This window comes from Arthrobacter sp. E3 (genome assembly GCF_017353415.1).
Lineage (GTDB): Bacteria > Actinomycetota > Actinomycetes > Actinomycetales > Micrococcaceae > Specibacter.
In genome coordinates this window covers 97496-122105 of record NZ_JAFMPX010000002.1, presented here as the reverse complement: position 1 = coordinate 122105, position 24610 = coordinate 97496, and the positions used below count along the sequence as shown (strand labels likewise).

The following is a 24610-nucleotide window of genomic DNA, read 5'->3' as shown; positions in this document are numbered from 1 at the left end:
AAAATTGCCGTGGGTTTGCAGGTGTTCACGTGGTTTGGCAGGTGTTCATGAGCAAGACTGCAGCCAAGCCCCTCCCCACCACCGACGCTCCAGCACCTTCCGGGGGCAATCGGACAACGCTCCCGCACCCAATTGAAGAAGGGTCCGTGAAAAGGCCCCGAAAAGTGCACGAGCGTCGGTGGGGTACGGGAGGTCAGCGGGGCGGTGGGGGCCTCAGCGGGTTAGTACCGTTTGCCGGCCTTCGGATTGGCCGCAACCTCGGCCAGTACTTCCTTGTGGATCCGTCCTTCAACAATGAACGACAGGAACGGGACCACTCCACCCAGCGCAATCAGCACCAACTTGCCGAACGGCCAACGCATCAGCGTCCACAGGCGGAAGTCGGCAATGAGGTAGACAACGTACATCCAGCCGTGCACAATCAGCACCAAGGTGGACAGGTTCACGCCGCCACTGATGGCCATGACACCGCCGTCAAGACTGACAAACCCCAGCCCGTGGGCAGCCCCTGCTGTGTCGGTCCCGCCTGCCACAAGCACGCTCTGGAACCCGTAGCGCACTACAAGTTCAACGACGAGCAGCAGCAGCATGGTGCCGGTTGCATAGGCAAGAACCTTGTAGAACTTCAGTGCGCTCAGAATCTGTGCTGGCGTACCACCGAAGCGGCGCTTCGGTGCAGCCGTGGCAGCCGTGGCAGCCGGTACTGCCGCGGGGGCGCTGGCAGGCACTGAGTTGCTCGGCACTGTATTGGTTGGTTCGGCGTTGTTGGGCTCGGTCACGGTGCCGGCTCTCCTCAATCTATGGGTGGTGTCAGACTGGCCAAAATCCAGTCCGGATAAATTCTCTGTCACTGCGGGGGTCAGTCCTGTGGGATGTCAGCTGCTGGCGTCGTCTTCTTCGACGCTGCCGTCGTCGCCAGCGAGGTCAAAGAGTTCGTCCTGGCCACGGCGGTAGTCATCGGCCACCAGGCGCCACCACACGAACACGGCAAACCCGGCGAACAGCACCCATTCAATGGAGTAGAAGATGTTCAGCCAGTTGACCTTGTTGTTTTGGTCGGTTGCGGTGACGGTGATGGGAATCAGGCCGCTGCTGGTGGACGCCGCGCCAACTTCGTGCCCGTCGGCCAGCTCGGTTTGGGAGACGACGAAAGCGGAGTATGTGCTGACGTTCCAAATGTTGCTCAGCTCGGCAGAGGACAGCATGCTGATCTGACCGGCGGGAAGATTCTTATTCAGTTCCGGACCTTCGGAATTGAGCATCCGGCCAACAAGATCAATGCTGCCGGTTGGCGCGGCGGGCACGTTGTCCGGGGAGGCAATCCAGCCGCGGGCAACGGGGATGACCACTTCCTTGGTGGCGGCCACCCCGCTGAGAACCGGCGCACCATCCACTTCGAACGCCGTTACCACCCAGTATCCGGTGTTGCCATCTTGCAACCGCGAAGGAACAAGCAGCTGCTTCGTCGGATCAAAGGTGCCCTTCGCCGTGACGATCTGCCCTTCGACGTCGCCCATCATCGGCTCCCCCGGCTTCAAGGTATCCAGCAGCGGCTGGACCTTTTCCGTCACCTCAGGCGGTGCCACGTCCTTTTCCAACGAACGGGAGAACTGCCATTGGCTCAGGATGACAAAGACGGAAGCCACGACCAGCGCAAACACCAGCGCGGCGATCCATTTGGGTTTGACGGCAGTTTTCAACACGCTTCAACGTTACTTCGTCTCTCTGTAGAACAGCGAATGCTGCCCCTAGTGATCGAAGAAAACCAGCGAGGAGTTGATCAACTCCGCGATGACCTCGGCGTCGTGTGCCCGGCGCAGGGACTCGCGGAAATTCTCTTTGAAGAGCGAGCGCGCCAGTGTCGCCAAAACTTCCAAGTGGGCTGAGAATGAACTGGCCGGGGTGGCTATCAGCAAGATCACGGTGGCGGGGCCGTCCATTGCACCAAAATTGAGGCTGTGGTCGAACTTGGTGACGCCCACGGCGATAGAAATTTCCTTGACGTACTCACTTCTGGCGTGCGGCAGGCCGATCCCTCCGGGCAAGCCGGTAGCCATCTGGTGTTCGCGGGCGTTGACGTCGCGTAGGAAGCCATCAAGGTCCGAAATCCTGCCCTGCTCAAACAGTTTGGCAGCCAATTGGGCGGCGGCGTCCTCTTTGGATTCAGCCACCATTTCCAAAATCACCAACCCGGGGTTGGTCAATTCTGTGTTGTAGCGTTCCAGCGAACCCGATGTCATTGGTACCTTTCGCGACGTTTGGTCAAAGAAGCTCTTACCAGTCTAGACCCTGTGCATTGGCAGAATCGGTGCGCAGTAACCGCCCCAAGCGCAACGATGCCCCGGTCCACAACAGTGGTCCGGGGCATCATTGCGCAAATCAATTACGGCGAAACAATGACGTCGATCCGCTGGAATTCTTTCAGGTCTGAATACCCTGTGGTGGCCATGGCGCGACGCAGTGCACCAATCAGGTTTGAGGTTCCATCGGCCCGGTGGGCAGGCCCAAATAGAACTTCCTCCAGGGTTCCCACAGTGTTCATCTTCACCCTGTGACCGCGCGGCAGCACCTGGTGGTGTGCCTCGGCACCCCAGTGCCACCCCTGCCCAGGCGCCTCTGCGGCACGTGACAATGCAGCACCGAGCATGACGGCGTCGGCGCCCATCGCGATGGCCTTGACCATGTCCCCACTGGAACCCATGCCGCCGTCGGCGATGACGTGTACATAGCGCCCGCCGGACTCATCCATGTAGTCGCGGCGTGCTGCTGCCACATCGGAGATGGCGCTGGCCATCGGTGAACGGATGCCCAGCGCACGGCTTGTAGTGGTGGAGGCGCCGCCGCCGAAGCCCACCAGAACCCCTGCCGCGCCGGTGCGCATCAGGTGCAGTGCTGAGGTGTAGCCTGCCGCGCCGCCCACGATGACGGGGACGTCAAGCTCGTAGATGAACTGCTTCAGGTTCAGCGATTCGGTGGTTTTGGAGACGTGCTCGGCTGAAACGGTGGTTCCACGGATGACGAAGATGTCAACGCCAGCCGCAATCACGGTCTTGTAGAACTCCTGTGTGCGCTGGGGCGTCAGGGAACCTGCCACGGTCACGCCCGCAGCACGGATCTCCGCCAGTCGTGCCGTGATCAGCTCCGCTTTGATGGGCTCGCTGTAGATCTCCTGCAGGCGGCGGGTAGTCTCCGGGTCAATGACGGAGCCTTCCAGTGCTGCGATCTCGTCCAGCACCGGCTGCGGATCCTCGTAGCGGGTCCACAGGCCTTCCAAATCGAGCACGCCCAAGCCGCCAAACTTGCCCAGGGCAATGGCAGTTTCCGGGGACATGACCGAGTCCATGGGCGCGCCAATGACGGGCATTTCAAACTGGTAGGCGTCGATCTGCCATTTCACCGACACATCTTGGGGATCACGCGTGCGCCTGGCGGGCACAATCGAAATCTCGTCCAACGAATATGCGCGGCGTCCACGCTTTCCACGGCCAATCTCAATCTCATAAGTCACGCCCCCTAGCCTATCTCAGCGAGGGCCCCGGGCTTCAAAATGCTTCGCGCACGGCTGATTGCAGGGCCAGCGCGGCCGCGGTTTCCCGTTCTGCTATCGCCTCGACTTGCGCCGCCATGGGCGTAAAGCTCGTTTCTCCAGCAGCCCCAATCGACGCAACTAGCTCCTCCCACTGCTCCCCCAGGAGATCGTAATGTTCAGCCGCGTCCGTTAGTTTTTCCAGGTTCACCCCGGAAAGTTCGACGCCGGAACTCCCCTGCCCGTACCGCGCCACCTCGCGCAGGAATTGCGCATACAACGGCCGCAACGCACCGGGCCCGCTAAACCGCTTTCCAGTCAGCAGCCCGTGCAACATGCCCAGGCCCTCCACTGCGCGCTGCGGATCACCGAAGATCCGCGACCAGCCTTGCCGTGTGGAGGTGTCGCGGAGCCGCTGTGCCCACGACTGCATACCTACGATGCCGAAGTTTTTCGCGTAGCTGGGCGGAACCCCAGGTGGGGCCTGCTGCGACAAAAGTTCCTGCGCTGTCTCAGCCATAGCGTGGCGCAGCACCTCCGCGTTCAACGCCTCCCCGCCGCCGCCTGCCACATGGGCCTGCCAGTGTTTGTCGGCTTTGCGTGAGGCGCGCGCTGCAGCCAGCGCTGGGACACTGATCCGCTCAAGGCGCCCACCGCCGTCGTCCACGAGGTAGTCTTCACCGTCCCGGGCTACCACCGCTACATCCACGGAATCCATGTCCGCGAGCGGATCTGCCGGCACCCACGGGAGTGTTCCGTGCACCACCCGCACGACGGCGGGCACCCCGGTTTCCAACGCAGCGTCCAGTCTCGACTGGGCCAGGGGCGCGCTTCCGGTTTGCTGAATATTGATGTTGGCCCCGCAACGGCGCAGCAAGTTCTCGGTGTACGGCCCTGGATGAAAGCGTGTCACCACAGAGGCGGTGGTGGTGTCCGTGTACTCAAAAGTGAAGATCATGAAGCCGATGCCCCCACCCAGACCCGCCAGTGCCACTTCGCTGAAAGGCTCTTCTGTGAACGGGTTCCGCACGCGCGACGCGGCCAGGACGCGGTTCCATAAACCGCAGTCCCAATGCGAGTAGTCGGTGCGGGGATTGTAGTCGGCAGGCATTTGTTGATTGTAGCGGGACGGGCGCGGTGGTGAGTTCTCCCCATGTCCGATGGGCACTTCGTGGAATAGGGTGAAACGGACAAGCAGCACTGGCCCAATGACGGCGCACTTTATCCAAGGACAGGACTTTCCATGACGGATGGCATGATCGGCGCAGACCCCGAACAATTGCGCGAGTTGGCCAAAACCATGGAGACCTCGGGCAGCACACTCAAGCAGCTGTCCACATCACTGAACAGTGTCATCACCGGTGCACGTTGGTCCGGCACCGACAGCGACAGGTTCCGCAGCCAGTGGCACAACGGCATGCGGTCGAAGCTGCACTCCACCGGCGACGTACTGGCCCAGTACTCCACCATTTTGCGAAATCAGGCGGACGAGCAAGTCCAAGCCAGTGCGGCCGGCGGTTTTGGTCCTGGGACCGGAAGCCAACTGCCTGCCGGCCCCGGCGACCGCCTTCCGGCCTGGCCGGGCGGCGATGCTGGTGCCAACTTGTCACTGGATGATCTGGTGGACGCCAGCTCAAACTCCGTCTACCAAAGCGCCAATCTTCTCGCCTCGATCAGTGGCACCTTCGCCGACGTCGTGCTGGGCAAACTTGTTCAGGCCGGGGTGCTGCGTGAATCATCGTGGGCCCTGCTTTCCGCCCGGACCGGTCAACTGGGACAATACGCCAAGGGAACCCAACTGCTCAACGGGCTCTCCATGCTGGGACGTGCCGCAGGAGTACTCAGCATCATTGGCGGAGGTGCCCAATTTGCCGATGGGCTCATGAATGGCGACACGAACCAGATGCTCGACGGCGGAATCACCACCGTTTTGGCCGCTGGCTCATTCATCCCAGTGGTGGGCCCCGCCTTCGCTGTTGCCGGAATTGCGTGGGCGGGTGCGGGCATGCTGGCTAATTCCATGGGCTACGACAGCACCAGCGAGATGGTCGGCGACGGTGCTAAATGGGTGGGCGGCAAAGCTGCCGAAGGCGCCGGCTGGATTGGTGAACAGAGCGCAAATGTGGCCAAAAAAGCGTGGGGCTGGCTATCTGGTGGATAGAGTTGATAACTGCTGGTACCGAACTCCCACCATGATTTCAACCATAAGGAAACAATGACCGACGAATCAGAGCTTTTGCTGACCGACCACGAACTCCTGGCACTGTTGGCCATGAATCCAACCGACGCCGCGGCGGCCACACGCGACCTGTTCCGTCTGTCAACCGTGGCGAACCGCGATATCTTGGAACGGGCCGGCGTCACTACGCTGCTGGCCCGCGGCATGGCCGAACCCAATGGCGAAGACATTATCCCGGTGGAACGCGGCGCTCTGGTGGCCGCGGTCCTGACAACGGCCACCGAGTGGCTGGAGGTCGCCTTCGTGACGCCCAGCTCAGACCACGTCATGTTCGTTGCCGCCTCTGAGCATGGTTCCCTCCTGCTGTCCCTAAACCGACTAGGGGCGCACCAGGTGCGTCCCGTCGACACCGCCGAAGGGCTTCCCCGTTTGGGTGTACTGCTCTCACAGGCCTACCTCCAAGATGCCACTGACGGGCTTCCTGCCTCCGCAATGGTCACCTTCCACCCCGCCTCGGGCACTACGCTGACGGCTCATCTCAAACGAGATGAGTCGGAAACGTGGACGCTGCTCTCCGGCAGCGGCGACGCCGCACAGACAGAAACCGTCCCGGCCGCTGCCGCGTTTGAACGGCTCAGCGCAGCATTGTCGCGTTAATGCCGCCAGCCTCTGCTTCATCCTCGGCCCCGTTTGGCGGAACCATCAGGGGCCGTGTTGCCGCCCTCATGGTGGCAACGGCCGCCGTCGCCCTTGTTTTTTTGATCGTGGCACTGCTGAACATAGAGCTGGCCGGAACGTCCCGAAGGGTGCCTGCAGCCATTGGCGCGAGCGTCTTTGCCGTGCTGTTGATCCCCCTCTTGGCCAAAATGCGCCGACTTCCGACCAGTCCAGCCGCAAATGCCATACCTGTTGGCCCAGCTGGCCCGACGCCGTCCGCCGCTCTTATTGTGGTGGCTGCCGTAATGTGGGCAATGGCAGGGCTGTTTTGGTATTTTGCAGCAGCCGGTGTCACGGCCCGATTTGGCGTCGACCCCATAATTTTCGCAGTGCCGCTGAGCATTTATCCTTTCTTGGTCCTTTGGGCCAAGAAGCTCGCAGCACACAAAATTCATCCAACGCAAAAGGAACAGGCCCCATGAGCTATTCAAACCCGTTCCCTCCCCTGCCCGGGCGCGCACTCACCTACTGGCTTGATTCAGACATGGCCCGCACTGCGCCAGAGACCAGCACCTCCGCGCTGCGGGATATGGCCTGGATTCACGGGCAGTGGCGGGGCCTGTCCGGCGCCGCTACCGGTCTGGGAATCGCCTTGCTCGGCGGCGGCCTCCTTTCCCTGGCCACTATGACAAGTGCAATAGCCCTGTGGCTGTCCTTGATTCTGATCGGCCTCGCCTTGTTGGCCACCGGAGCACTGGTCCGGGCCATTAAACTGCCAAAAATTCCGCAGTCCCGACGGCCTACAGCCTCCCGCGCACCACAAAAATTCACGTCAGGAATCAACCTCGCCATCCTCATTACCGCTGCTGTAGGCCTCCCCGTGGCCTTCGCCATCTCCGGGTGGCTGACACAGGGGCCGGTGCCGGCTTTCTCCTTTATTGCCGTGTGCCTGCTCATCGTCGTTGGCACGGTCAGCGTCTTCGCTGTCCCGGCCTACCGAGCAGAAAATGCGCGCCGGGACTTCCGCAGGTACATCGACCGCCACGCAACGATACGAGCCGAACTGGAGAACCTGTCCATGACTTGGCACGATCCGCACGGCAACAGGAACTTTGGCCCGCTCTAGTCCGGCCGATACCGCTTTCGTGTCTCCCCACACCTCGCTTCGCTCGGCTGGGGCCCCTCGGCCGATACGCTTAGTCCATGACTGACACTGAACTGCACATGACTGACCACGAACTCTTGACTTTGCTTTCCATGACCCCCACGGAATCGGCTGCCGTGACATTGGGCCTGCTGCGCCTTGATCAGCACGGCGATAACCAGCTTCTGCACAATGCCGGGCTGACAACGTTGATGGTGCGCGGGCTCGCCACACCCCAGGGCGAGAAGATTGTGCCCCTGGACAAGTGCGCCGTGGTTGGCTCTGTCCTTTCCCAAGCTCAGGAGTGGCTTGAAATCTCCTTGACCACACCCAGCAGCAGCCATGTGCTGTTCGCCGTTGGCTCCAATGTTGGCGCCATCCTGCTGAGCATCAGCCCCTATGGCGTACATGAAATCCAGCCGATCGAATCCGGTCCTGCCCTGCTTGAACTCGGCCTGCATTTGGGCAACGAATACCTCACAGGTGCAGCCGAAGGGCTGCCAGCCACCGCAGTGATCCGGCGCCTGCGCGTCGATTCCGAGCCGATCGTGGCCCAGCTGACAGCGGTGGAGTCCGGTGACTGGGTGCTGCGCAGCGGCTCTGAATCTGAATTCACCGAGGAAAGTTTCCCCGCCGCAGAGGCCATGGACCAGCTCAAGACAGTGCTGTCCGCCCAGCAGGATGTGGCCCCTTCACAGTAGATGGCTCTCCGCCAAGAGCTTGCTTAGGCGAACGACGACGGCGACCCACCTTTGAAAGGTGGGTCGCCGTCGTCGTTTTTTGTCTGCTTTTAGAACCCCGCTACTTGTTCAGGTAGTTCGGCGCTTCCACCGTCATGGTGATGTCATGCGGGTGGGATTCCTTCAGTCCGGCCGCGGTGATGCGTACAAACTTGCCGCGCGCCTTCAGCTCCGGGATGGTGGGTGAGCCGACGTAGAACATGGTCTGGCGCAGACCGCCCACCAGCTGGTAGGCAACCGATGCGAGCGGGCCGCGGTAGGCCACACGGCCTTCAATGCCTTCGGGGATGAGCTTCTCGTCGCCTGACACATCCGCTTGGAAGTAGCGGTCCTTGGAGTAGGAAGTGTTCTCGCCGCGGGACTGCATGGCGCCCAAGGAGCCCATGCCGCGGTACGCCTTGAACTGCTTGCCGTTGACGAACACGGTGGCGCCCGGGGACTCTTCCGTGCCGGCCAAAAGCGAACCGATCATGACGGTGTCAGCGCCAGCCACCAGGGCCTTGCCAATGTCGCCGGAGTACTGCAGGCCGCCGTCGGCAATCAACGGCACACCGGCCGGGGTTGCGGCCTTGGCGGATTCGTAGATGGCGGTGACCTGGGGAACGCCGACTCCGGCGACCACACGGGTGGTGCAGATGGAGCCCGGGCCAACGCCGACCTTGATGGCGTCGGCGCCAGCGTCGATGAGTGCCTGGGCGCCCTCACGGGTGGCCGCCTGGCCGCCGATGACGTCAACGTGAGCGGCTGCCTTTTCCTTCTTCAGGCGGGCGATAATTTCCAACACACCTTGGCTGTGGCCGTTGGCGGTGTCCACGAACAAGGCGTCAACTCCCGCTTCAACCAGTGTCATGGCACGCTCATAGCCGTCGCCGAAGAAGCCGATGGCTGCACCAACCAGCAGGCGTCCTTCGGAGTCCTTCGTGGCCAGCGGGTACTGCTCGGCCTTGGCGAAGTCCTTCACGGTGATCAGTCCACGCAGCACGCCGGAGTTGTCCACTAGGGGGAGTTTTTCGATCTTGTTCTTTGCCAGCAGGCCGGAGGCCTCCTCGCGGCTGATGCCGACGCGGCCGGTGATCAACGGCATGTGTGTCATGACGTCGCTGACCTTACGCTTCGGGTATTCGCTTTCCGGAATGAACACGGTGTCGCGGTTGGTGACGATGCCCACGAGACGGCCACCGCCGTCGACCACGGGCAGGCCGGAGACACGGAAACGCGAACACAGCTCATCCAACTCGGCGAGGGTGGCGTCCGGACCAACAGTCACCGGATTGGTGATCATGCCGGACTCGCTGCGCTTGACCAGATCCACTTCTTCAGCTTGGCGTTGGATGGACAAGTTGCGGTGCACTACGCCCAAACCACCCTGACGGGCCATGGCAATGGCCATGCGTGACTCCGTCACGGTGTCCATCGCGGCAGACAGCAACGGGATCTTCACCGTGATGCGCTTGGACACCCGTGAACTGGTGTCAGCTTCGGACGGGATGACGTTGGTGTGGCCGGGAAGAAGCAGGACGTCGTCATACGTCAATCCGACTAAGGCAAAGGGATCATTGATTTCAGGCTGGGACACGAAGGCTCCTTGGCGGGGTAGAACCGGTGGGATGTGCATCCAATGGCCAGCCCCGTCATTACGAAGCCAGTCTGTGCGTTGTTTACAGTCTAAAACGAAAGCGGTCCTGACACTATTCCGGTGGGGAGCATCACAAGTCGGCGGGAAACTGCCCGCTAAAACACCCCCTCCCTCATCTCCGTTGGGGGCTATTGAGACCAACCGCGCTGCACACTCAACCGTTTGGCGAACTCCGAGGCCATGGTGTTCCAATACGTCTGGCTCACGTGGTTGTTGTCGATGTAAACGTGGACATTTCCGACGACCGGCGCGCACACGGATTCGGGGCAGATCAGGTCCGTCATGTCGACTGGGAAGAATAGCGGGTTGTCCGCTCCCGCCTGGTCAAGTTGTGAGACCGCCGGCATGACTGTGTCCAGCGGCACCTTACATTCAGCTGAATCCGGCCCCTTTGAATCTGCACACCACGGCATATCGATGGTGAACCGTGGGTTGTCCCTGACTCCAACAACAGCAATGCCCGCATCGGTGAATGTCCTTATCGAGTCTTCATATCCGGGCACCAGTTCTTCGTCGGGTGTCGACTCGGTGGTCTTGGTGGCGATGGTGAAGATGCGGTCCGGCTGCATTTTCAGGATGTACTGCTCGGCTTCGTCGTTGAAGGCACTGCACCGCGAGTCCTGCCCAGAAGTGTCGGCACCGAAGACACAGCCCAGCCCCAGTATTTTGGTTACCTTCCAGCCATTCACCTGCGCCATGCTGCGGACGGCGCCGGAGAGGTGGTCAGCGTGCGAGTTTCCCACTACGATCACGTTTTCCACCGCACTGCCGTCCAGCACGCCATCCTGTGTGCATTTCTTAGCCAAGGCCTCCGACTCGGGCGTGTCGACCCCCTCGCACTTGGCAGCGTACTTGGGCCAATCGCCAATGATGCCCACAAGTGCTGGCAGAACCACAGCACCTTCGGAGACCTTGTCAACGTAACCGGGCAGGAGCGTCAGCGCCCCCGGGTTGTCGCTGGGGACTTGCGCCCCGGCCGCCTCCGCAGCTGCGCGGACTTGGGACTGCCCGGTCGCTAGGGGTGCGGCGACGAGGAGCACGCACACGGCGATCACGGTGACGGCCCGGCGTCGTTTCTTCTCGATCCACTTGTTCCGCCGCAAAGGAGTGTCAATGTACTTCGTCGCCATCGCGGCAGCGACCATCGCCACAATAATGATGACCAGCCCGGAGAACGGACCCGCCTGTTGCTGATCCGAGACAATCAGGAAAATGACAAGAATCGGCCAGTGAAACAAATACAGGGCATAAGAGCTGTCGCCGAGCTTCACCAACGGCTTCCAACTCAAAAACCTGTCAGCACCACGCGGACTATCTGTAAACCCGGCAACAATGATGAACGCCGCCGCAAGAGTGGGCCACAACGCCATACACCCAGGAAACTGCTGACCCACCTGCAGAATCAAGCCGCAGGAAAGCATCGCCACAACACCCACCCAGCCCATCACGATCCTGACCTGCCGGCCAAAGCGCAGATACGGCAAAGCCAGTGCCAGCAGCGAACCCAGCGCGAACTCCCACAAACGGGTTCGCGTGTCGAAGTAGGCAAACGACTGATTGGTCTGCGTAGTGACAATCGAGAAAACAAGCGAGAGCGCAAACACCGCCCCAAACGAACACACCAACAGCGGCCGGATCCGCAGCTGCCACCTTTTCGCCGCCAGTGCCGCACCGGCAAAGATCAGCGGCCACAGAATGAAGATCTGACCCTGAATGGAAAGCGACCAAAAATGCTGCAGCGGGCTGGCAAGGCTGTGGTCCGTGGCGTAATAATCAACCGACTCCGCCGCCAGAAACCAATTCTGATAATAAAAAAGCGACGCCCACGCCTGCTTGAAAACACCCGACCACGCACTGCTCGGCAGGAACAACCGGGCGGCCCCCAACACAGCCAACAACGTCACAGCAATCAACGGCAGCAAACGCTTGAACAAATGCGCCCAATACTGCCCCAGCTCCAAAGCCCGCCCGGACTCCAACTTCCGCACGAACTGACCCGTCAACAGAAACGACGAGATCAACAAGAAAATATCCACGCCACCGGAAATCCGACCAAACCACACATGGTAAGCCACCACCATCAACACAGCCACCGCCCGCAGCCCCTGCACCTCCGGAAGGAACTTACGCGACTCCCCCGCCACCGGCGACACAGCTCTCCGACGCCCCCTCGGCTTCGCCGGGGACATGGTTTCAAGCAACATTAACTGCACTTTCCTCAGGTTCAACAGCCGTTTGACTGCCGTTGCAACGGCCAGAAGTCCCTCACCACGGTACCGGATCGACACCATCACCCTAAAGTCAGCGGCGCCGGGAACCAGCCATCCCATAGAATCAAGCGCACCAACCGGCACAGTAAAAGGACACTCCTATGGCGTTGCAGATCCGCATTGTTGTCCCGTCGAGCACAGCGGATGAGGTGGTCAAGATTGCCCGCAGCCACCCTGGAGTTTCGGAAATTTCACGCTCGAAGGGCGCGTCGCTGGTCCCTGAAGGCGACGTCGTCGTATTGCAAGCTGTGCGCGAATCCGTGGAGTTGCTGTTGGAAAAGCTGCACAAGCTCCACATTGACCAGCAGGGCTCCATCACTGTCACAGCTCCCGAACTCATGATTTCCGACCGCCTGGACAAGGCCGAAGAAGAGGTGGCTGGGGACGGTGCCGACGCCATCATCTGGGACGAAGTGGAGAAGGACACCAATTCTGATTCAAAGTTGACCTGGAGTTATCTGGCTTTTCTGGTCATCGCCGTGCAACTGGCAGGGATAGGCATCGTGACCAACTCCACCGTCGCGATCGTCGGGGCCATGGTGGTGGGTCCTGAATTTGGTCCACTGGCAGGGCTGGCCTTGGCCGTGGTGGACCGGCGGTGGAAACTCGCCCGTCGGGCGGCATTGGCCCTTCTGATCGGCTTCCCCATAGCCATGGTGCTCACGGCGCTGGCCACAGCCGGATCACAGGGGTTGGGGCTGTTTAGTCCGGCTGACGTCCTCAACAACAATCAGGCCACCGAATTCATCTACCACCCGGGGCCCTACTCTTTCATCGTGGCGGTGTTGGCTGGGGCGGCAGGCATGCTTTCCCTCATAGGAAAGAAGTCTGCGGCCTTGGTTGGGGTTTTTATTTCCGTCACGACTGTTCCCGCAGCGGGCTACGTGGCTGTCGCATTGGTGCTGGGTGAACAAGGCCGTGCCGCAGGGTCTGCTTTGCAGCTTTTCCTGAACGTTGCAGGCATCGTGGCCTCCGCAGCCGCAGTGCTCTTGATCTACCGCTTGGTCCAACGACGGCGCCCCGCTCCCACCCGCTACTCGGCCGCCCACGCTGCGGCAACAGCGCGAAGCGTGGGCTCAAGGAGCGCCTTCCGCCGCTGAGCGCATCTTCGCATTTGCCACTGTTCTGCCGTCCCACTGGGATTGGCAGCCTACCTGGGGCAGAGTAGGAGCATGGACGACTCCCGCACACCCACCGTCGACACCCCTGCTGTAGGCCATAACGGAACTCCCCTCGCCGGGGACACACCTCCAAGGCCGTTGCTGTCTCTGGCTCTTCGGCGCTATCCCGTGGTCGCATTGACCATTTTGGTCGGCCTGGCAGTGACAATTTTGCTACTTTCCGGCGCGGACTCTGCGGCACGTTGGGTGGCCAGCATCTTTGCCCTGGCCGTGGCCGCCCACCAATCGATCGGCATGGTCCGGGACATCATGCGTGGGCACTGGGGCATCGACATCCTTGCCGTCACCGCCATCGTGGCAACCGTGTCCGTGGGCGAATACATTGCCTCTTTAATCGTTGTCCTGATGCTCACCGGTGGCGCAGCGTTGGAAGATTACGCAGCGGGCCGCGCCACGAAGGAACTCACCTCCTTGCTGGAGCGGGCACCGCGCACAGCACATCTGGAGAATGAAGACGGCAGCACCACCGAGGTCCCCATCGACAGCGTCGAAATCGGCGACACTCTCTTGGTCAGGCCGTCGGAGGTGGTTCCGGTTGACGGGCTGTTGCTCTCCGGCGCCGCCATTTTCGACGAATCCGCACTGACCGGTGAAAGCCTGCCGGTAGAGCACGAGACCGGCAGCCCGGTGCCAAGCGGTGTGCTCAACGGTCCCTCCGCCGTCCGGATCCGGGCAACAGCCAGGGAGGAGGACTCCCAGTACAGCCGAATCATTGCCCTGGTGCGCGAGGCGTCCAGCAGCCGGGCTCCCGTGGTGCGGCTCGCAGACAGATACGCTGTCCCGTTCACAGTATTTTCATTGCTCTTGGCCGCGGCAGCTTGGTATCTCAGTGGGGATCCTTCCCGCTTCGCCGAGGTCCTGGTGGTGGCAACACCGTGCCCCCTGCTGATCGCTGCACCCGTGGCATTCCTTGGCGGTATGAGTCAGTCCGCCAAGGCCGGGATCATTGTCAAGGGTGCGGGCACGCTGGAGCAGCTGTCCCGGGTGAAGACCGCCGCCTTCGACAAGACGGGCACACTCACCGGCGGCGAGCCCACTCTGGAAGAGATCCGCAGCGCATCCCTTGACCCTTTGGAACTGCTAGCCCTGGCCGCCTCCGCTGAGCAGTACTCATCCCACGTGCTGGCCGCAGCTGTTGTGGCTGAGGCGTTGGACCGTGGACTGTCCTTGAAAACCACCGACAACGCCACCGAGCATGCCACGCACGGTGTCACGGCACTCTTCGCGGACCGCCGGGTACTCGTGGGCAAGCAGTCTTTTGTGGCTGAGGAGACCGCAGGCGTTCAGGCTACGCAAATCGTCGCCGGTCAGATGGCCGTCTATGTCGGTGTGGACGGAAAGTTTGCAGGCACGCTCATCATGCGCGACCCCGTCCGCCCCGAGGCCCCCGCAACACTGGCGGCCTTGCGGGAGATGGGGGTCTCCGAGATGGTCATGCTCACCGGTGATGCCGAGGCCACGGCCCAATTCATCGCCAAAGAGGTTGGCATCACCCAGGTGTGGGCCGAGCTTTTGCCCGAGGACAAAGTGCGGCTTGTCCATGAACTGCCGCAGCGCCAAGTGATGATGGTGGGCGACGGCGTCAATGACGCCCCTGTGCTTGCCGCATCCGACGTTGGCATTGCCATGGGGGCCAAAGGCTCGACGGCGGCCAGCGAGTCTGCCGACGTAGTGATCCTCCACGATGACCTGGGCAAGGTGGCAGAGGCCGTGCGACTGGGTCGTCGGACCATCCGCATCGCCATCCAGAGCATCTGGATCGGCATCATCCTCAGCGTGGGATTGATGATCGTGGCCGCCACCGGGAAGATTCCGGCTGTAGCGGGTGCCCTCTCCCAGGAGTTCGTGGACTTGGCCGCCATCCTCAACGCCCTGAGGGCCCTGTCCCCTGGCAAGAAACGCCGCTGACACAAAACCTGAGACAAAAAAGGACACCGTTTGCGCTTTCGTCCACCGAACAACGGTGGAAGAAAGCGCAAACGGTGTCCTTCAGCCAACCCGTCCCGTTCAGGCCGGGCGTGGGTGGGCCCACGCCCGGCCAGGTTCCCGGCAAATCGCTCCAGCGATTTACCGGGCCGGCCGGTGGGGCTAGTGCTGGTGTGCTGCTTCTTCAGTCTCGGCAGGCTTATCCGTCACGAGAACTTCGGTGGTGAGCACCAAAGCTGCGATGGAGGCTGCGTTGCGCAGTGCTGAACGGGTGACCTTGACAGGGTCAATGACGCCGTCGGAGATTAGGTTTCCGTAGACGCCGGTGGCAGCGTTGAAGCCGAAGCCGTCTTCAAGTTCGCCAACCTTGTGCACCACAACGTAGCCGTCGTGGCCTGCGTTCTGTGCGATCCAGCGCAGCGGCTGGGCAACGGCCTTGCGAACCAGTTCGATGGCTGTTGCGGCATCGCCAGTGAGCGCAAGAACTGCAGCATCCTCGTCAAGTGCCTTGGCGGCCTGAACCAGTGCGGAACCGCCACCGGCCACAATGCCTTCTTCCAAGGCAGCACGCGTTGCGGACACGGCGTCCTCAATGCGGTGCTTCTTTTCCTTCAGCTCAACCTCGGTGGCTGCGCCAACCTTGATCACGCCGATGCCGCCGGCCAGCTTGGCCAAGCGTTCCTGCAGCTTTTCCTTGTCCCATTCGGAGTCGGTGCGCGTGAGCTCAGCTCGCAGCTGTGCAACGCGGTCAGCGACGTCCTGGGCCGTGCCAGCGCCGTCAACAATGGTCGTGTTGTCCTTGGTGACAGTGATGCGGCGAGCCGTACCCAGCACTTCGAGGCCAACCTGGTCCAGCGACAGGCCGATCTCCGGGGAGACAACCTGAGCGCCGGTCAGGATCGCGATGTCCTGCAGCATGGCCTTGCGGCGGTCGCCGAAGCCCGGTGCCTTGACAGCCACAACGTTCAAGGTGCCGCGCAGGCGGTTCACGATCAGCGTGGACAGTGCCTCGCCGTCGACGTCCTCGGCAATGATAAACAAGGGCTTGCCGGCAGCAAGTGCCTTTTCCAGCAGCGGCAGGAATTCCTGCAGGTTGGAGATCTTGCCCTGGTTGATCAAAATCAGTGCGTCTTCCATGACTGCTTCCTGGCGTTCCGCGTCAGTGACGAAGTACGGGGACAGGTAGCCCTTATCGAACTGCATGCCCTCGGTGAGGACCAGTTCGGTAGAGGTGGTGGAGGATTCTTCGATGGTGATGACACCATCCTTGCCGACCTTGTCGAACGCTTCGGCGAGCAGGTCGCCGATTTCCTGGCTCTGCGCGGAGATGGCGGCAACTTCTGCCACCTGGCCTCCGGCAACCGGGCGTGCGTTCTCCAGCAGACGGGCGGCAATGGCCTCAACTGCAACCTGGATGCCGCGCTTCAGTTCGCCGGGGGCTGCACCTGCAGCCACGTTGCGCAGTCCTTCGGAAACCAGTGCCTGTGCCAAAACGGTGGCGGTGGTGGTGCCGTCACCAGCAACATCGTTGGTCTTCGTGGCTACTTCCTTGGCCAGCTGTGCGCCAAGGTTCTCGTAGGGGTCCTCAAGCTCCACCTCGCGGGCGATGGTCACGCCGTCGTTAGTGATGGTGGGAGCTCCCCACTTCTTGTCAAGCACAACGTTGCGTCCGCGCGGCCCGAGGGTCACCTTGACGGTGTCCGCCAGTTTGTTGATGCCGGCCTCGAGGGCCTTGCGTGCGGCGTCGTTGAATTCAAGCTGCTTTGCCATGCGTTTGTCCTTTCACGCAAAGACCCCGCGCCCGCATCCGGTGATCCAGACAGACTCGATCACCGGTTTGCCCGGCGCGGGGCTTTACAAAAGTGGTTACTGGAGCAAAAAGTCGTTACTTAACGACGATTGCCAGTACGTCGCGGGCGGACAGAACCAGCAGTTCTTCGCCACCGGTCTTGACTTCGGTTCCACCGTACTTGGAGTAGATGACGACGTCGCCAACGGCAACATCGATCGGGACACGGTTGCCGTTGTCATCGACACGGCCGGGGCCCACTGCCACAACTTCGCCCTCTTGGGGCTTTTCCTTTGCAGTGTCCGGGATGACCAGACCTGAAGCGGTGGTCAGCTCTGCTTCGAGCTGGCGAACAACAATACGATCCTCAAGAGGCTTAATAGAGACCGACACTCGGACCTCTCCTTCACACGTAAATTCTATGGATGGCTGGCTGTCTTCGCTGCCAAGTTTGTTAGGTGCCAACCGTCGTCGCGGTGCCGGTGGTGCCCCTTGGCAAAAAAGAAAAGCGAGTTAGCACCCTCAGGGTGAGAGTGCTAACTCCGACTCTAGAGTTTTCATTAGCACTCGGTCAAGACGAGTGCCAGATTTTCACCCAAATGTACGACGTCGGCGGGCCGGGTTTCGCTCACGGCGCACCGCCGGCGCCCAATGTGGGGTGGGTGTGGTTGGGCAGGGAGAGTCCGCCATGAATCACTTGGTCACACAGCACGTCCGATGCAAGGATGAACCCATGACCCCGAATCCTGTGCAGGTGCGTGACCTGACGAAATCCTATGGCGGCTTCATGGCCGTGGACGGCGTTTCATTCGACATCGTTGCGGGCGAGACTTTTGCGCTGCTGGGCCCCAACGGTGCCGGCAAAAGCACGGTCATTGAAATCCTTGAGGGCTACCGGGACCGCAGCAGCGGTGACGTGCAGGTTCTGGGTGTTGACCCGCAGCGCGGCGGACTGGACTGGAAGGCCCAGCTGGGGATTGTGCTGCAGTCCAGTGGTGAGAGCGGCAATGTCACGGTGTTGGAGCAGCTGACCCACTTTGCCGGCTACTACCCAAACCCGCGCAGGGTATCCGAGGTCATTGACGCGGTGGGGCTGGGGGAGAAAGCGAAGACACGGATCAGCAAGCTCTCCGGAGGGCAACGCCGACGCGTGGATGTGGCACTGGGCATCATTGGCCGCCCCAAGCTTTTGTTCCTGGATGAACCCACCACCGGTTTTGACCCGGCGGCCCGGCGGCAATTTTGGGGGCTGATCAACCAGCTCAAAGCTGAGGGCACCACCATTTTGCTGACAACCCATTACCTGGATGAGGCAGCAACTCTGGCTGACAGGGCCGGGGTGATTGTCAACGGGAAACTTGTTGACATCGGCCCCATCGACACCATTGGCGGGGCCGACGCCAGGGTGCCGCTCGTGCGGTGGCGGCAGGACGGCGTCGTGCGTGAAGAGCGCACACCAGAGCCGGCAGCGCTGGCGACCCGGCTTTATACAGAGAAGGGCGGAGAGGTGCCGGGGCTTGAAATTACCCGGCCCAGTCTTGAGGACATTTATTTGTCCATGGTCGCTGCCCACGAAAAAGGCGCAGCCGATGCGAGCGATCCAGCCGAAAGGGAATCAGCATGAACACGATCCAGCTGGGATTCTCCCGCACAGCCTATGAACTTAGACTGTATTTTCGCCAAGGTGACTCCGTCTTCTTCACGTTCTTGTTCCCCATCCTGATGCTGTCCGTGTTTGCGGTGGCCTTCAGCACGAGCGGCAATATCGGTGCAGCCCCGGATGGCAGCGGCGGCATCTCCTGGGCGGCGTTTTACGTCCCTGGCATGGTGGCGGCCGGAATGCTGCTCAGCGGAGTGCAAAATCTGGGCGTGGACATAGCCGGGGAAAAAGGCGACGGCACGCTCAAACGGCTCGGCGGAACTCCCCTGCCAGTATTTTCCTATTTCATGGGCAAGATCGGCATGGTGCTTGTCAGCTCCGTGTTTCAGGTTATTTTGTTGCTGCTCGTGGCTCGCTTTGCCTTCAATGTGGAGCTGCCAACAGAGCCCGAGAAGTGGCTAACATTTGCGTGGGTCTTTCTTTTTGGCGTCATCACCAGCTGTGTTTTGGGCATTGCGCTGTCCGCCCTCCCCCGCACAGGGAAGAGTGCAACGGCTGTGGTCATCCCGATTGTGTTGCTGTTGCAGTTCATTTCCGGGGTGTACCTGAACTTTGCGCAATTGCCCGGCTGGCTGCAGAACTTTGCCAGCATCTTCCCGCTGAAATGGATGGCACAAGGCATGCGCAGTGTATTCCTGCCGGCCTCCTTTGAAGTCGCTGAGCCAAGCGGTGCATGGGATCTGGGTTTGGTGGCCCTTGTCTTGGGAGTGTGGCTCGTGGTGGGACTCATCCTGTGCCGCCTCACGTTCCGCTGGATCCGCAAGGACAGCTGAGAGGCATTCGCTGCGACTAGGCTTGAGGCATGCCCACTGATGCGATTTCCCCCCTGCTCACACTTGTTGGTTGGGAACTCTTGTCCTCCCTAGGACCCTACAAGGACGCCGACTCGCTGAAGTTGAACGAGTCACTGCGCAAGGCCGGGCATCCCCCGGAGCTTGTTGCCGCAGCATTGACCCAGGCCCGGCTACGAGCAAAGGCCGAGGCGAAGTTCGGTGAGTTTGCCCGTCAAATGCTGTTCACCCCGGCCGGTTTGGAACAAGCCACCCGCCTGAGCATTGCCGCCTTGCATGCACAAAGATTTACGACGGCGGGCATCACCTCCGTGGCCGACCTTGGCTGTGGCCTGGGTGCGGATTCGCTGGCCATGGCAAGTCTTGACATCTCCGTCACGGCTGTGGAAATGGATGAGGTCACGGCCGCCTGCACCACGGTCAATCTGATGCCTTTCCCGCACGCCACCGTAGTGTGTGCCAAAGCCGAGGACGTGGACCTGAGCGGCATTGAAGGCGTGTGGCTTGACCCCGCCCGCCGCACCACCAGCAGTTCCGGGACCACCCGCCTATTCGACCCGGAAGCGTTTTCACCTCCGTTGTCATTCGTGGAGGCACTGGCAGACAAGGGACTGGCTATTGGTGTTAAGATGGGCCCCGGCATTCCGCACGAAGCCGTGCCCGACACGGCCGAAGCGCAGTGGATCTCCGTCAACGGCGACGTCGTGGAGGCGGCCCTATACTTCAACGCACTGGCGCGTCCCGGCATCCGCCGCGCAGCCCTGGTCACCGGCGTTCAGGGCATGTATGAACTCACCAGCTCCATCGCGTACGACCCTGCCGCCCAAAATGTTGAGCCCGGCCCGCTGTCCGGATACCTGTACGAGCCCGACGGTGCCGTGATCCGGGCCGGTCTCGTGGCTGATCTGGCACGGAGCATGGGGGCCCACCTCGTCGACGAACACATCGCCTACCTGTGCTCGGACGAGCCCGTGGACACACCGTTTGCCCGCCGCTACAAGATTTTGGAGGTCAAGCCGTTCAACGTGAAGGCACTCAAGGCCTGGGTCAAGGCAAACCGGATCGGCGTGCTGGACATCAAAAAGCGCGGCATCTCCACCACGCCTGAGGAGTTGCGCCGCCAGCTACTGACTGGTTCAGGCAAAGGCCCCAACAAGGCCACGCTTGTCCTGACCCGCATCGGGGACGAAAGGGTCGCCGTCGTGGTTGAACCCCACAGCCCGGTCCAGCCACACCGCGCTCTCTGACTGCGGACACTCCACTTGCCAGTTTTCTAGCGGCGCGAGAACTCCGAGGCCTCGCGCACCAATTCCGGGCTGGGCCGCACGCCGCTGTAAAGCACGAATTGTTCAGCCGCCTGCAGCGCAATGACCTCGGCTCCGGTGATGACCAGCTTGCCGGCGGCGCGGGCAGCCAGGATGAGCGGGGTTTGCGCAGGAAGTGCGACGACGTCGAACACCAGTCGTGCCTGCGCCACCGCCTCGTCCGTGAAGGACTGCACAGATCCCTGCTCCCCTGCCATGCCCAGCGGCGTGGCGTTGATGAGCATCCCCGCACCGGCTGCGGCCTCGGGAGTCCACGCAAAACCATAGAGCGCGGCAAGGTCCCGGCCGCCCTCTTCGTTGCGTGCCACGATCGTGACGTTCACGTATCCGGCGTCGTGCAGGGCCGCAGCCACGGCCTTGGCCATGCCCCCGGAACCACGCAGGAGGACGGCCGTGTCCGGGGCCAGCGGGTTTTCGGCCAAAAGCTGCGCGATCGCCAGATAGTCGGTGTTGTAGGCGGTGAGGATGCCGCCGTCGTTCACGATGGTGTTGACAGCGGAAATGGCTGCGGCTGAAGCGTCCATGACGTCAACGAGCGCAATGGCGGCCTCCTTGTATGGCATGGAAACACCCGCACCGCGGATACCCAGACCCCTGATGCCGGCAATGGCCTGCCCCAAATCACTCGGGGCGAACGCCTTGTAAACGTAGTTCAGCCCGAGCTTGTCGTAGAGGTAGTTGTGGAAACTCGTGCCGATATTGCTCGGGCGGGCGGCGAGGGAAATGCACAGGGTCGTGTCTTTGTTCACAATTGACATGATCCCATTGTGCAGCAGAACCTGAACTAGAATCAGAGGGCAGCGGGCACCCTTGCCGGGTTGCGCCACAACTCCACCATTGCCAAGGGGGCGCCCGAAGTGAAAATCGATTTTGCCAAGTCCAAGCAGTCCACGCTGGGCCTGGAATGGGAAATTGCGCTCGTTGACAAGGAAACCGGCGAACTCGCAGCCCGCGCAGACGACGTTTTCTCGAACATCGAGTCCGCAGACCCAGCATCCATGAAGACCGGCGAACACCCCCACATCAAGGGTGAAATGCTGCAAAACACTGTGGAATTGGTCACAGGCGTCGCCAACACCGTCGCCGACGGAATCGCCGATCTGCGCCACAGCCTCACCGACCTGCGCACCGCCGCCACCCCCCTCGGGCTCGAGCTGCTCAGTGCCGGCACCCACCCCTTCAGCAACCCGAGCGAGCAGGCCGTCACCGACAAGGAACGCTACGCCAAGCTCGTGGACAGGACCCAGTGGTGGGGCAGCCAGATGCAGATTTACGGTGTCCACGTCCATGTAGGCCTGGACCATGTTTCCAAGGCCATGCCGGTGCTGGACGGGCTCGTCAACCATTTCCCGCACTTCCAAGCACTCTCCGCTTCCTCCCCTTACTGGAATGGGGTGGACACCGGATACGCTTCCCAGCGCGCCCTGATGTTCCAGCAGCTGCCCACGGCCGGGCTGCCGTTCCAATTCCCCAACTGGGCCGCCTACGAATCCTACGTCCAGGACATGTTCACCACCGGTGTCATTGATGCCCACAACGAAATCCGTTGGGACATCCGCCCCGTCGCAAACCTCGGCACCATTGAAATGCGCATCTGCGACGGCATGTCCACGCTTGAGGAGATCGGCGCCGTCGCCGCACTGACCCAATGCCTCGTGGAAGACTTTTCCACCACCTTGAACGACGGCGGCACCATCCCCACCATGCCGCCCTGGCACATCCAGGAAAACAAGTGGCGCGCGGCCCGGTACGGCATGGACGCCATCATTATTTTGGATGCCGCCGGCAACGAACAACTCGTCACCGAACACCTCGTTGAGCTGCTGAACAAGCTGGAACCGGTCGCAGCCAAGCTGGGCTGCTCCAACGAACTGGCCAGCGTGGAAAAGATCATCGCCAACGGCGCCAGCTACCAACGACAACGCCGCGTTGCCGCCGCCCACGGAGGCGAGCTGCGCGCCGTCGTACGTGAACTTGTTGCGGAAATGGCAAGCAACTAACCCCACCGGCTGGCCGGATAACGCTCTCCGAATGTCCCGTGGCGTGGGGCTTCTTAGCTAACTCTCAGCTGCCGCGCGTAAGAATTAGGGCAGGGCCATTACGTCCTGCCCTACAATTTCACGCCACCTATCAGGGAGTTCCCGCATGGCACCACCGCCCCACAGCAGCAACGAACCTGGAATTCTGTTCCGCACCCGCCTGGCCGTGCTTCCACAGCCTGCCTATTGGGGACTCTGGGTGGCCGTCTTGTCTGTCGCAGTGCTGGCAATCGGTTTCTATGCCGTGGGAACGCCGGACTTCAGCACGGGTGAGTTCACCATTGACCAGCAGCTGAGCAGGAGCCACGTGGGCATCCTGACTTTCATCGCCATGAGCATCGGAACTGTTTTTTCGCCGGTGGGCGGGGTCCTCATCATCGCTGCACTATGCCTATTTCTGCTGATCGTGCGTAAATCGCCGGTCAACGCCGTGGCCTTTGGCGGTGTGGCGGCTTTTGGTTGGTTGTCCAGTCAATTCTTTAAGGCCATTGTTGAACGGCCCCGGCCAAACCCGGCCTTGCTCTTTGACCCGTTGGCACCGGAAACAGGATCCAACAGCTTTCCCAGCGGCCACGTGGCCTTGGTCGTTGGCTTCGCTTGGGCCTTCTTCTTCCTTCTCAGGAACGGTCCATGGGCGAAACCAGCCGTGGTCCTGGGCGTTCTGGTGTCCGTCGCCGTCGCGTGGTCCCGGCTCTACGAAGGCGTCCACTACCCCAGCGACGTCATCGCGTCTTTCCTGGCTGCGAGCGCGGGTGTGCTGTTGTTTTGCGGTTTGTGGAACAGGTTCCAGGCCCAGCTGCTGCCCCGCATTCCACTCCTGGCACGCTTCGGGCCTGTTGCCGCGCCAAAGCCTGAACACAATGCGGCTGGTAGTCCGAGACCGGCCATAGGCACCACTGGCGAGTCCATTGGCGGCCGCGCTCGTCGGCCTGCTGGTGGCCTCGCCTCGCCGGGAGGTTCCACCTCCGCCGGCAGCTCCACCACCAACGAGCAGAATTCCTGAGGCCGCGTGGTGTCGTCCGTTTTGCCTGCCGTTCAGTCGCTGCTCCCCCTAAACGGAGCCCACCACTCCGGACTGCTTTCCGCACTGGACCCCGTAACCCTTTTGGAGGGGCTCGGGCCGGCGGTACTCGCAGTTGTGGCCTTGTTCGTCTTCATTGAATCAGGCCTGTTGTTTCCATTCCTGCCCGGGGACTCGCTGCTGTTCACGGCTGGGCTTTTGCACCACGAGCTCAACATTTCGCTGCCAGTACTCATTGGGGTGGTGGTGCTGGCTGCCATTGCCGGGGACCAAGTGGGTTATTTCCTGGGCCGTAAATTTGGCCGCCGCTGGTTTAAGGACGACGCCAAAATCCTCAAGAGCAAATACCTGCATGAAACAGAAGACTTCTTTGCCAGGCGCGGTGGCTGGGCCATTGTGTTGGCCAGATTTGTCCCCATAGTGCGCACCTATGCTCCCCTCGTTGCCGGGGTGGCCAACTACAACTACCGAAAGTTCACGCTTTGGAACATCGTTGGGGCCGTGGGCTGGGCTGGCTCGATCGTCATGCTGGGAACCTGGCTAGGGCACTTTGAGGTGATAGCCAACAACATTGATGTCCTGGCTGTGCTTCTTGTGCTGGCCTCCTTGCTGCCAGCCGGCATCAGCTTCCTGCTCAAACGCCGCACAGTCAGGGCCGGCAAACCTGCGCAGGACGACGCCACGAGCATCTAGCCGCCCATCCAGCACTTCCAAAGTGGTGCAGTC

General features: G+C 61.4%; 23 protein-coding genes. 13 read left to right on the top strand and 10 right to left on the bottom strand.

Translation table 11 applies throughout. From position 1 onward, the window contains the following. Positions 1–221 precede the first annotated feature (221 nt). The 5 genes from JMA46_RS01800 to JMA46_RS01780 form a co-directional block, all read right to left on the bottom strand. On the bottom strand, positions 222–728 hold the full coding sequence (locus tag JMA46_RS01800) for a DUF3817 domain-containing protein (RefSeq protein WP_207343639.1): 507 nt from the start codon (positions 726–728) through the stop codon (positions 222–224). A gap of 147 nt (positions 729–875) precedes the next feature. Beyond that, the gene (locus JMA46_RS01795; protein WP_207343576.1) at positions 876–1703 is read right to left on the bottom strand and encodes an SURF1 family protein; all 828 of its coding nucleotides are present in this window, start codon (positions 1701–1703) and stop codon (positions 876–878) included. Positions 1704–1748: 45 nt separating this feature from the next. Beyond that, positions 1749–2240 (bottom strand): PTS sugar transporter subunit IIA, encoded by a 492-nt coding sequence (locus JMA46_RS01790; RefSeq protein WP_207343575.1) that lies wholly within the window; start codon positions 2238–2240, stop codon positions 1749–1751. Between the two features lie 143 nt (positions 2241–2383). Next, the gene (locus JMA46_RS01785) at positions 2384–3508 is read right to left on the bottom strand and encodes a GuaB3 family IMP dehydrogenase-related protein (RefSeq protein ID WP_207343574.1); all 1125 of its coding nucleotides are present in this window, start codon (positions 3506–3508) and stop codon (positions 2384–2386) included. Between the two features lie 34 nt (positions 3509–3542). Continuing rightward, entirely contained in the window at positions 3543–4637 is a 1095-nt protein-coding gene (locus JMA46_RS01780; RefSeq protein WP_207343573.1) for a BtrH N-terminal domain-containing protein, read from the bottom strand. Positions 4638–4769: 132 nt separating this feature from the next. On the opposite strand from JMA46_RS01780, the gene JMA46_RS01775 reads away from it, so the two are divergent. From JMA46_RS01775 to JMA46_RS01755, 5 genes are all read left to right on the top strand, one after another. Next, on the top strand, positions 4770–5687 hold the full coding sequence (locus tag JMA46_RS01775) for a WXG100 family type VII secretion target (protein WP_207343572.1): 918 nt from the start codon (positions 4770–4772) through the stop codon (positions 5685–5687). A 54-nt stretch (positions 5688–5741) separates the two neighbouring features. Further along, a complete protein-coding gene (locus tag JMA46_RS01770; protein ID WP_207343571.1) occupies positions 5742–6362 on the top strand; it encodes a hypothetical protein in 621 nt (206 codons plus the stop codon). Beyond that, positions 6362–6844 carry a hypothetical protein gene (locus JMA46_RS01765; protein WP_207343570.1) on the top strand — a complete coding sequence of 161 codons (483 nt, stop codon included), beginning with the start codon at positions 6362–6364 and terminating at the stop codon, positions 6842–6844. The genes JMA46_RS01770 and JMA46_RS01765 overlap by 1 nt, the downstream gene beginning before the upstream one ends. Continuing rightward, a complete protein-coding gene (locus tag JMA46_RS01760; protein ID WP_207343569.1) occupies positions 6841–7488 on the top strand; it encodes a hypothetical protein in 648 nt (215 codons plus the stop codon). Before JMA46_RS01765 ends, JMA46_RS01760 begins: the two co-directional genes overlap by 4 nt. Positions 7489–7565: 77 nt before the next feature. Next, the gene (locus tag JMA46_RS01755) at positions 7566–8207 is read left to right on the top strand and encodes a hypothetical protein (protein ID WP_207343568.1); all 642 of its coding nucleotides are present in this window, start codon (positions 7566–7568) and stop codon (positions 8205–8207) included. 100 nt (positions 8208–8307) lie between these two features. Here the strand turns inward: JMA46_RS01755 and guaB are convergent, their stop codons facing one another. Together guaB and JMA46_RS01745 are read right to left on the bottom strand one after the other, a co-directional pair. After that, positions 8308–9822: an IMP dehydrogenase gene (gene guaB, locus JMA46_RS01750; protein ID WP_348770021.1), complete on the bottom strand. Its 1515-nt coding sequence runs from the start codon at positions 9820–9822 to the stop codon at positions 8308–8310. A gap of 188 nt (positions 9823–10010) precedes the next feature. Then, positions 10011–12086: an acyltransferase family protein gene (locus JMA46_RS01745; protein WP_247646958.1), complete on the bottom strand. Its 2076-nt coding sequence runs from the start codon at positions 12084–12086 to the stop codon at positions 10011–10013. A 167-nt stretch (positions 12087–12253) separates the two neighbouring features. Between JMA46_RS01745 and JMA46_RS01740 the strand changes: the two genes are divergently transcribed. Further along, positions 12254–13252, top strand: a complete 999-nt coding sequence (locus tag JMA46_RS01740; protein ID WP_207343566.1) for a DUF389 domain-containing protein — start codon at positions 12254–12256, stop codon at positions 13250–13252. Positions 13253–13324: 72 nt separating this feature from the next. Further along, positions 13325–15241 carry a heavy metal translocating P-type ATPase gene (locus tag JMA46_RS01735; protein WP_207343565.1) on the top strand — a complete coding sequence of 639 codons (1917 nt, stop codon included), beginning with the start codon at positions 13325–13327 and terminating at the stop codon, positions 15239–15241. A gap of 180 nt (positions 15242–15421) precedes the next feature. Here JMA46_RS01735 and groL read toward each other — a convergent pair whose 3' ends face one another. Further along, positions 15422–17029 (bottom strand): chaperonin GroEL, encoded by a 1608-nt coding sequence (gene groL, locus JMA46_RS01730; RefSeq protein WP_207343564.1) that lies wholly within the window; start codon positions 17027–17029, stop codon positions 15422–15424. A gap of 115 nt (positions 17030–17144) precedes the next feature. Next, the gene (gene groES, locus JMA46_RS01725) at positions 17145–17441 is read right to left on the bottom strand and encodes a co-chaperone GroES (protein ID WP_038464523.1); all 297 of its coding nucleotides are present in this window, start codon (positions 17439–17441) and stop codon (positions 17145–17147) included. Positions 17442–17781: 340 nt separating this feature from the next. On the opposite strand from groES, the gene JMA46_RS01720 reads away from it, so the two are divergent. From JMA46_RS01720 to JMA46_RS01710, 3 genes are read left to right on the top strand one after another with little or no spacing between them, the layout of a single operon-like run. Continuing rightward, positions 17782–18672, top strand: coding sequence for an ABC transporter ATP-binding protein (locus JMA46_RS01720; protein ID WP_207343563.1), 891 nt, complete (start codon positions 17782–17784; stop codon positions 18670–18672). Further along, complete coding sequence (locus JMA46_RS01715) at positions 18669–19481, top strand: ABC transporter permease (RefSeq protein ID WP_207343562.1); 813 nt, start codon at positions 18669–18671, stop codon at positions 19479–19481. The genes JMA46_RS01720 and JMA46_RS01715 overlap by 4 nt, the downstream gene beginning before the upstream one ends. Before the next feature lie 29 nt (positions 19482–19510). After that, positions 19511–20746: a class I SAM-dependent methyltransferase gene (locus JMA46_RS01710; RefSeq protein WP_207343561.1), complete on the top strand. Its 1236-nt coding sequence runs from the start codon at positions 19511–19513 to the stop codon at positions 20744–20746. A 26-nt stretch (positions 20747–20772) separates the two neighbouring features. Here the strand turns inward: JMA46_RS01710 and JMA46_RS01705 are convergent, their stop codons facing one another. After that, positions 20773–21582 (bottom strand): shikimate 5-dehydrogenase, encoded by an 810-nt coding sequence (locus JMA46_RS01705; protein ID WP_207343560.1) that lies wholly within the window; start codon positions 21580–21582, stop codon positions 20773–20775. A gap of 99 nt (positions 21583–21681) precedes the next feature. Between JMA46_RS01705 and JMA46_RS01700 the strand changes: the two genes are divergently transcribed. The 3 genes from JMA46_RS01700 to JMA46_RS01690 all read left to right on the top strand — a co-directional run bounded on the left by JMA46_RS01700 (position 21682) and on the right by JMA46_RS01690 (position 24577). Continuing rightward, the gene (locus tag JMA46_RS01700; RefSeq protein WP_207343559.1) at positions 21682–22824 is read left to right on the top strand and encodes a glutamate--cysteine ligase; all 1143 of its coding nucleotides are present in this window, start codon (positions 21682–21684) and stop codon (positions 22822–22824) included. A gap of 145 nt (positions 22825–22969) precedes the next feature. Next, a complete protein-coding gene (locus tag JMA46_RS01695; RefSeq protein ID WP_207343558.1) occupies positions 22970–23866 on the top strand; it encodes a phosphatase PAP2 family protein in 897 nt (298 codons plus the stop codon). A gap of 9 nt (positions 23867–23875) precedes the next feature. Continuing rightward, positions 23876–24577 (top strand): VTT domain-containing protein, encoded by a 702-nt coding sequence (locus tag JMA46_RS01690; RefSeq protein WP_348770020.1) that lies wholly within the window; start codon positions 23876–23878, stop codon positions 24575–24577. Positions 24578–24610 lie beyond the last annotated feature (33 nt).

Excerpts from the sequence above, each read along its gene's own strand:
- JMA46_RS01790 (WP_207343575.1), bottom strand. The coding sequence starts at position 2,240 with ATGACATCGGGTTCGCTGGAACGCTACAACACAGAATTGACCAACCCC.
- JMA46_RS01765 (WP_207343570.1), top strand. The coding sequence starts at position 6,362 with ATGCCGCCAGCCTCTGCTTCATCCTCGGCCCCGTTTGGCGGAACCATC.
- JMA46_RS01705 (WP_207343560.1), bottom strand. The coding sequence starts at position 21,582 with ATGTCAATTGTGAACAAAGACACGACCCTGTGCATTTCCCTCGCCGCC.
- groL (WP_207343564.1), bottom strand. The coding sequence starts at position 17,029 with ATGGCAAAGCAGCTTGAATTCAACGACGCCGCACGCAAGGCCCTCGAG.
- JMA46_RS01695 (WP_207343558.1), top strand. The coding sequence starts at position 22,970 with ATGGCACCACCGCCCCACAGCAGCAACGAACCTGGAATTCTGTTCCGC.
- JMA46_RS01710 (WP_207343561.1), top strand. The coding sequence starts at position 19,511 with ATGCCCACTGATGCGATTTCCCCCCTGCTCACACTTGTTGGTTGGGAA.
- JMA46_RS01780 (WP_207343573.1), bottom strand. The coding sequence starts at position 4,637 with ATGCCTGCCGACTACAATCCCCGCACCGACTACTCGCATTGGGACTGC.
- JMA46_RS01720 (WP_207343563.1), top strand. The coding sequence starts at position 17,782 with ATGACCCCGAATCCTGTGCAGGTGCGTGACCTGACGAAATCCTATGGC.
- JMA46_RS01770 (WP_207343571.1), top strand. The coding sequence starts at position 5,742 with ATGACCGACGAATCAGAGCTTTTGCTGACCGACCACGAACTCCTGGCA.
- JMA46_RS01745 (WP_247646958.1), bottom strand. The coding sequence starts at position 12,086 with ATGTTGCTTGAAACCATGTCCCCGGCGAAGCCGAGGGGGCGTCGGAGA.
- JMA46_RS01740 (WP_207343566.1), top strand. The coding sequence starts at position 12,254 with ATGGCGTTGCAGATCCGCATTGTTGTCCCGTCGAGCACAGCGGATGAG.
- JMA46_RS01775 (WP_207343572.1), top strand. The coding sequence starts at position 4,770 with ATGACGGATGGCATGATCGGCGCAGACCCCGAACAATTGCGCGAGTTG.
- JMA46_RS01760 (WP_207343569.1), top strand. The coding sequence starts at position 6,841 with ATGAGCTATTCAAACCCGTTCCCTCCCCTGCCCGGGCGCGCACTCACC.
- JMA46_RS01755 (WP_207343568.1), top strand. The coding sequence starts at position 7,566 with ATGACTGACACTGAACTGCACATGACTGACCACGAACTCTTGACTTTG.
- JMA46_RS01735 (WP_207343565.1), top strand. The coding sequence starts at position 13,325 with ATGGACGACTCCCGCACACCCACCGTCGACACCCCTGCTGTAGGCCAT.
- JMA46_RS01715 (WP_207343562.1), top strand. The coding sequence starts at position 18,669 with ATGAACACGATCCAGCTGGGATTCTCCCGCACAGCCTATGAACTTAGA.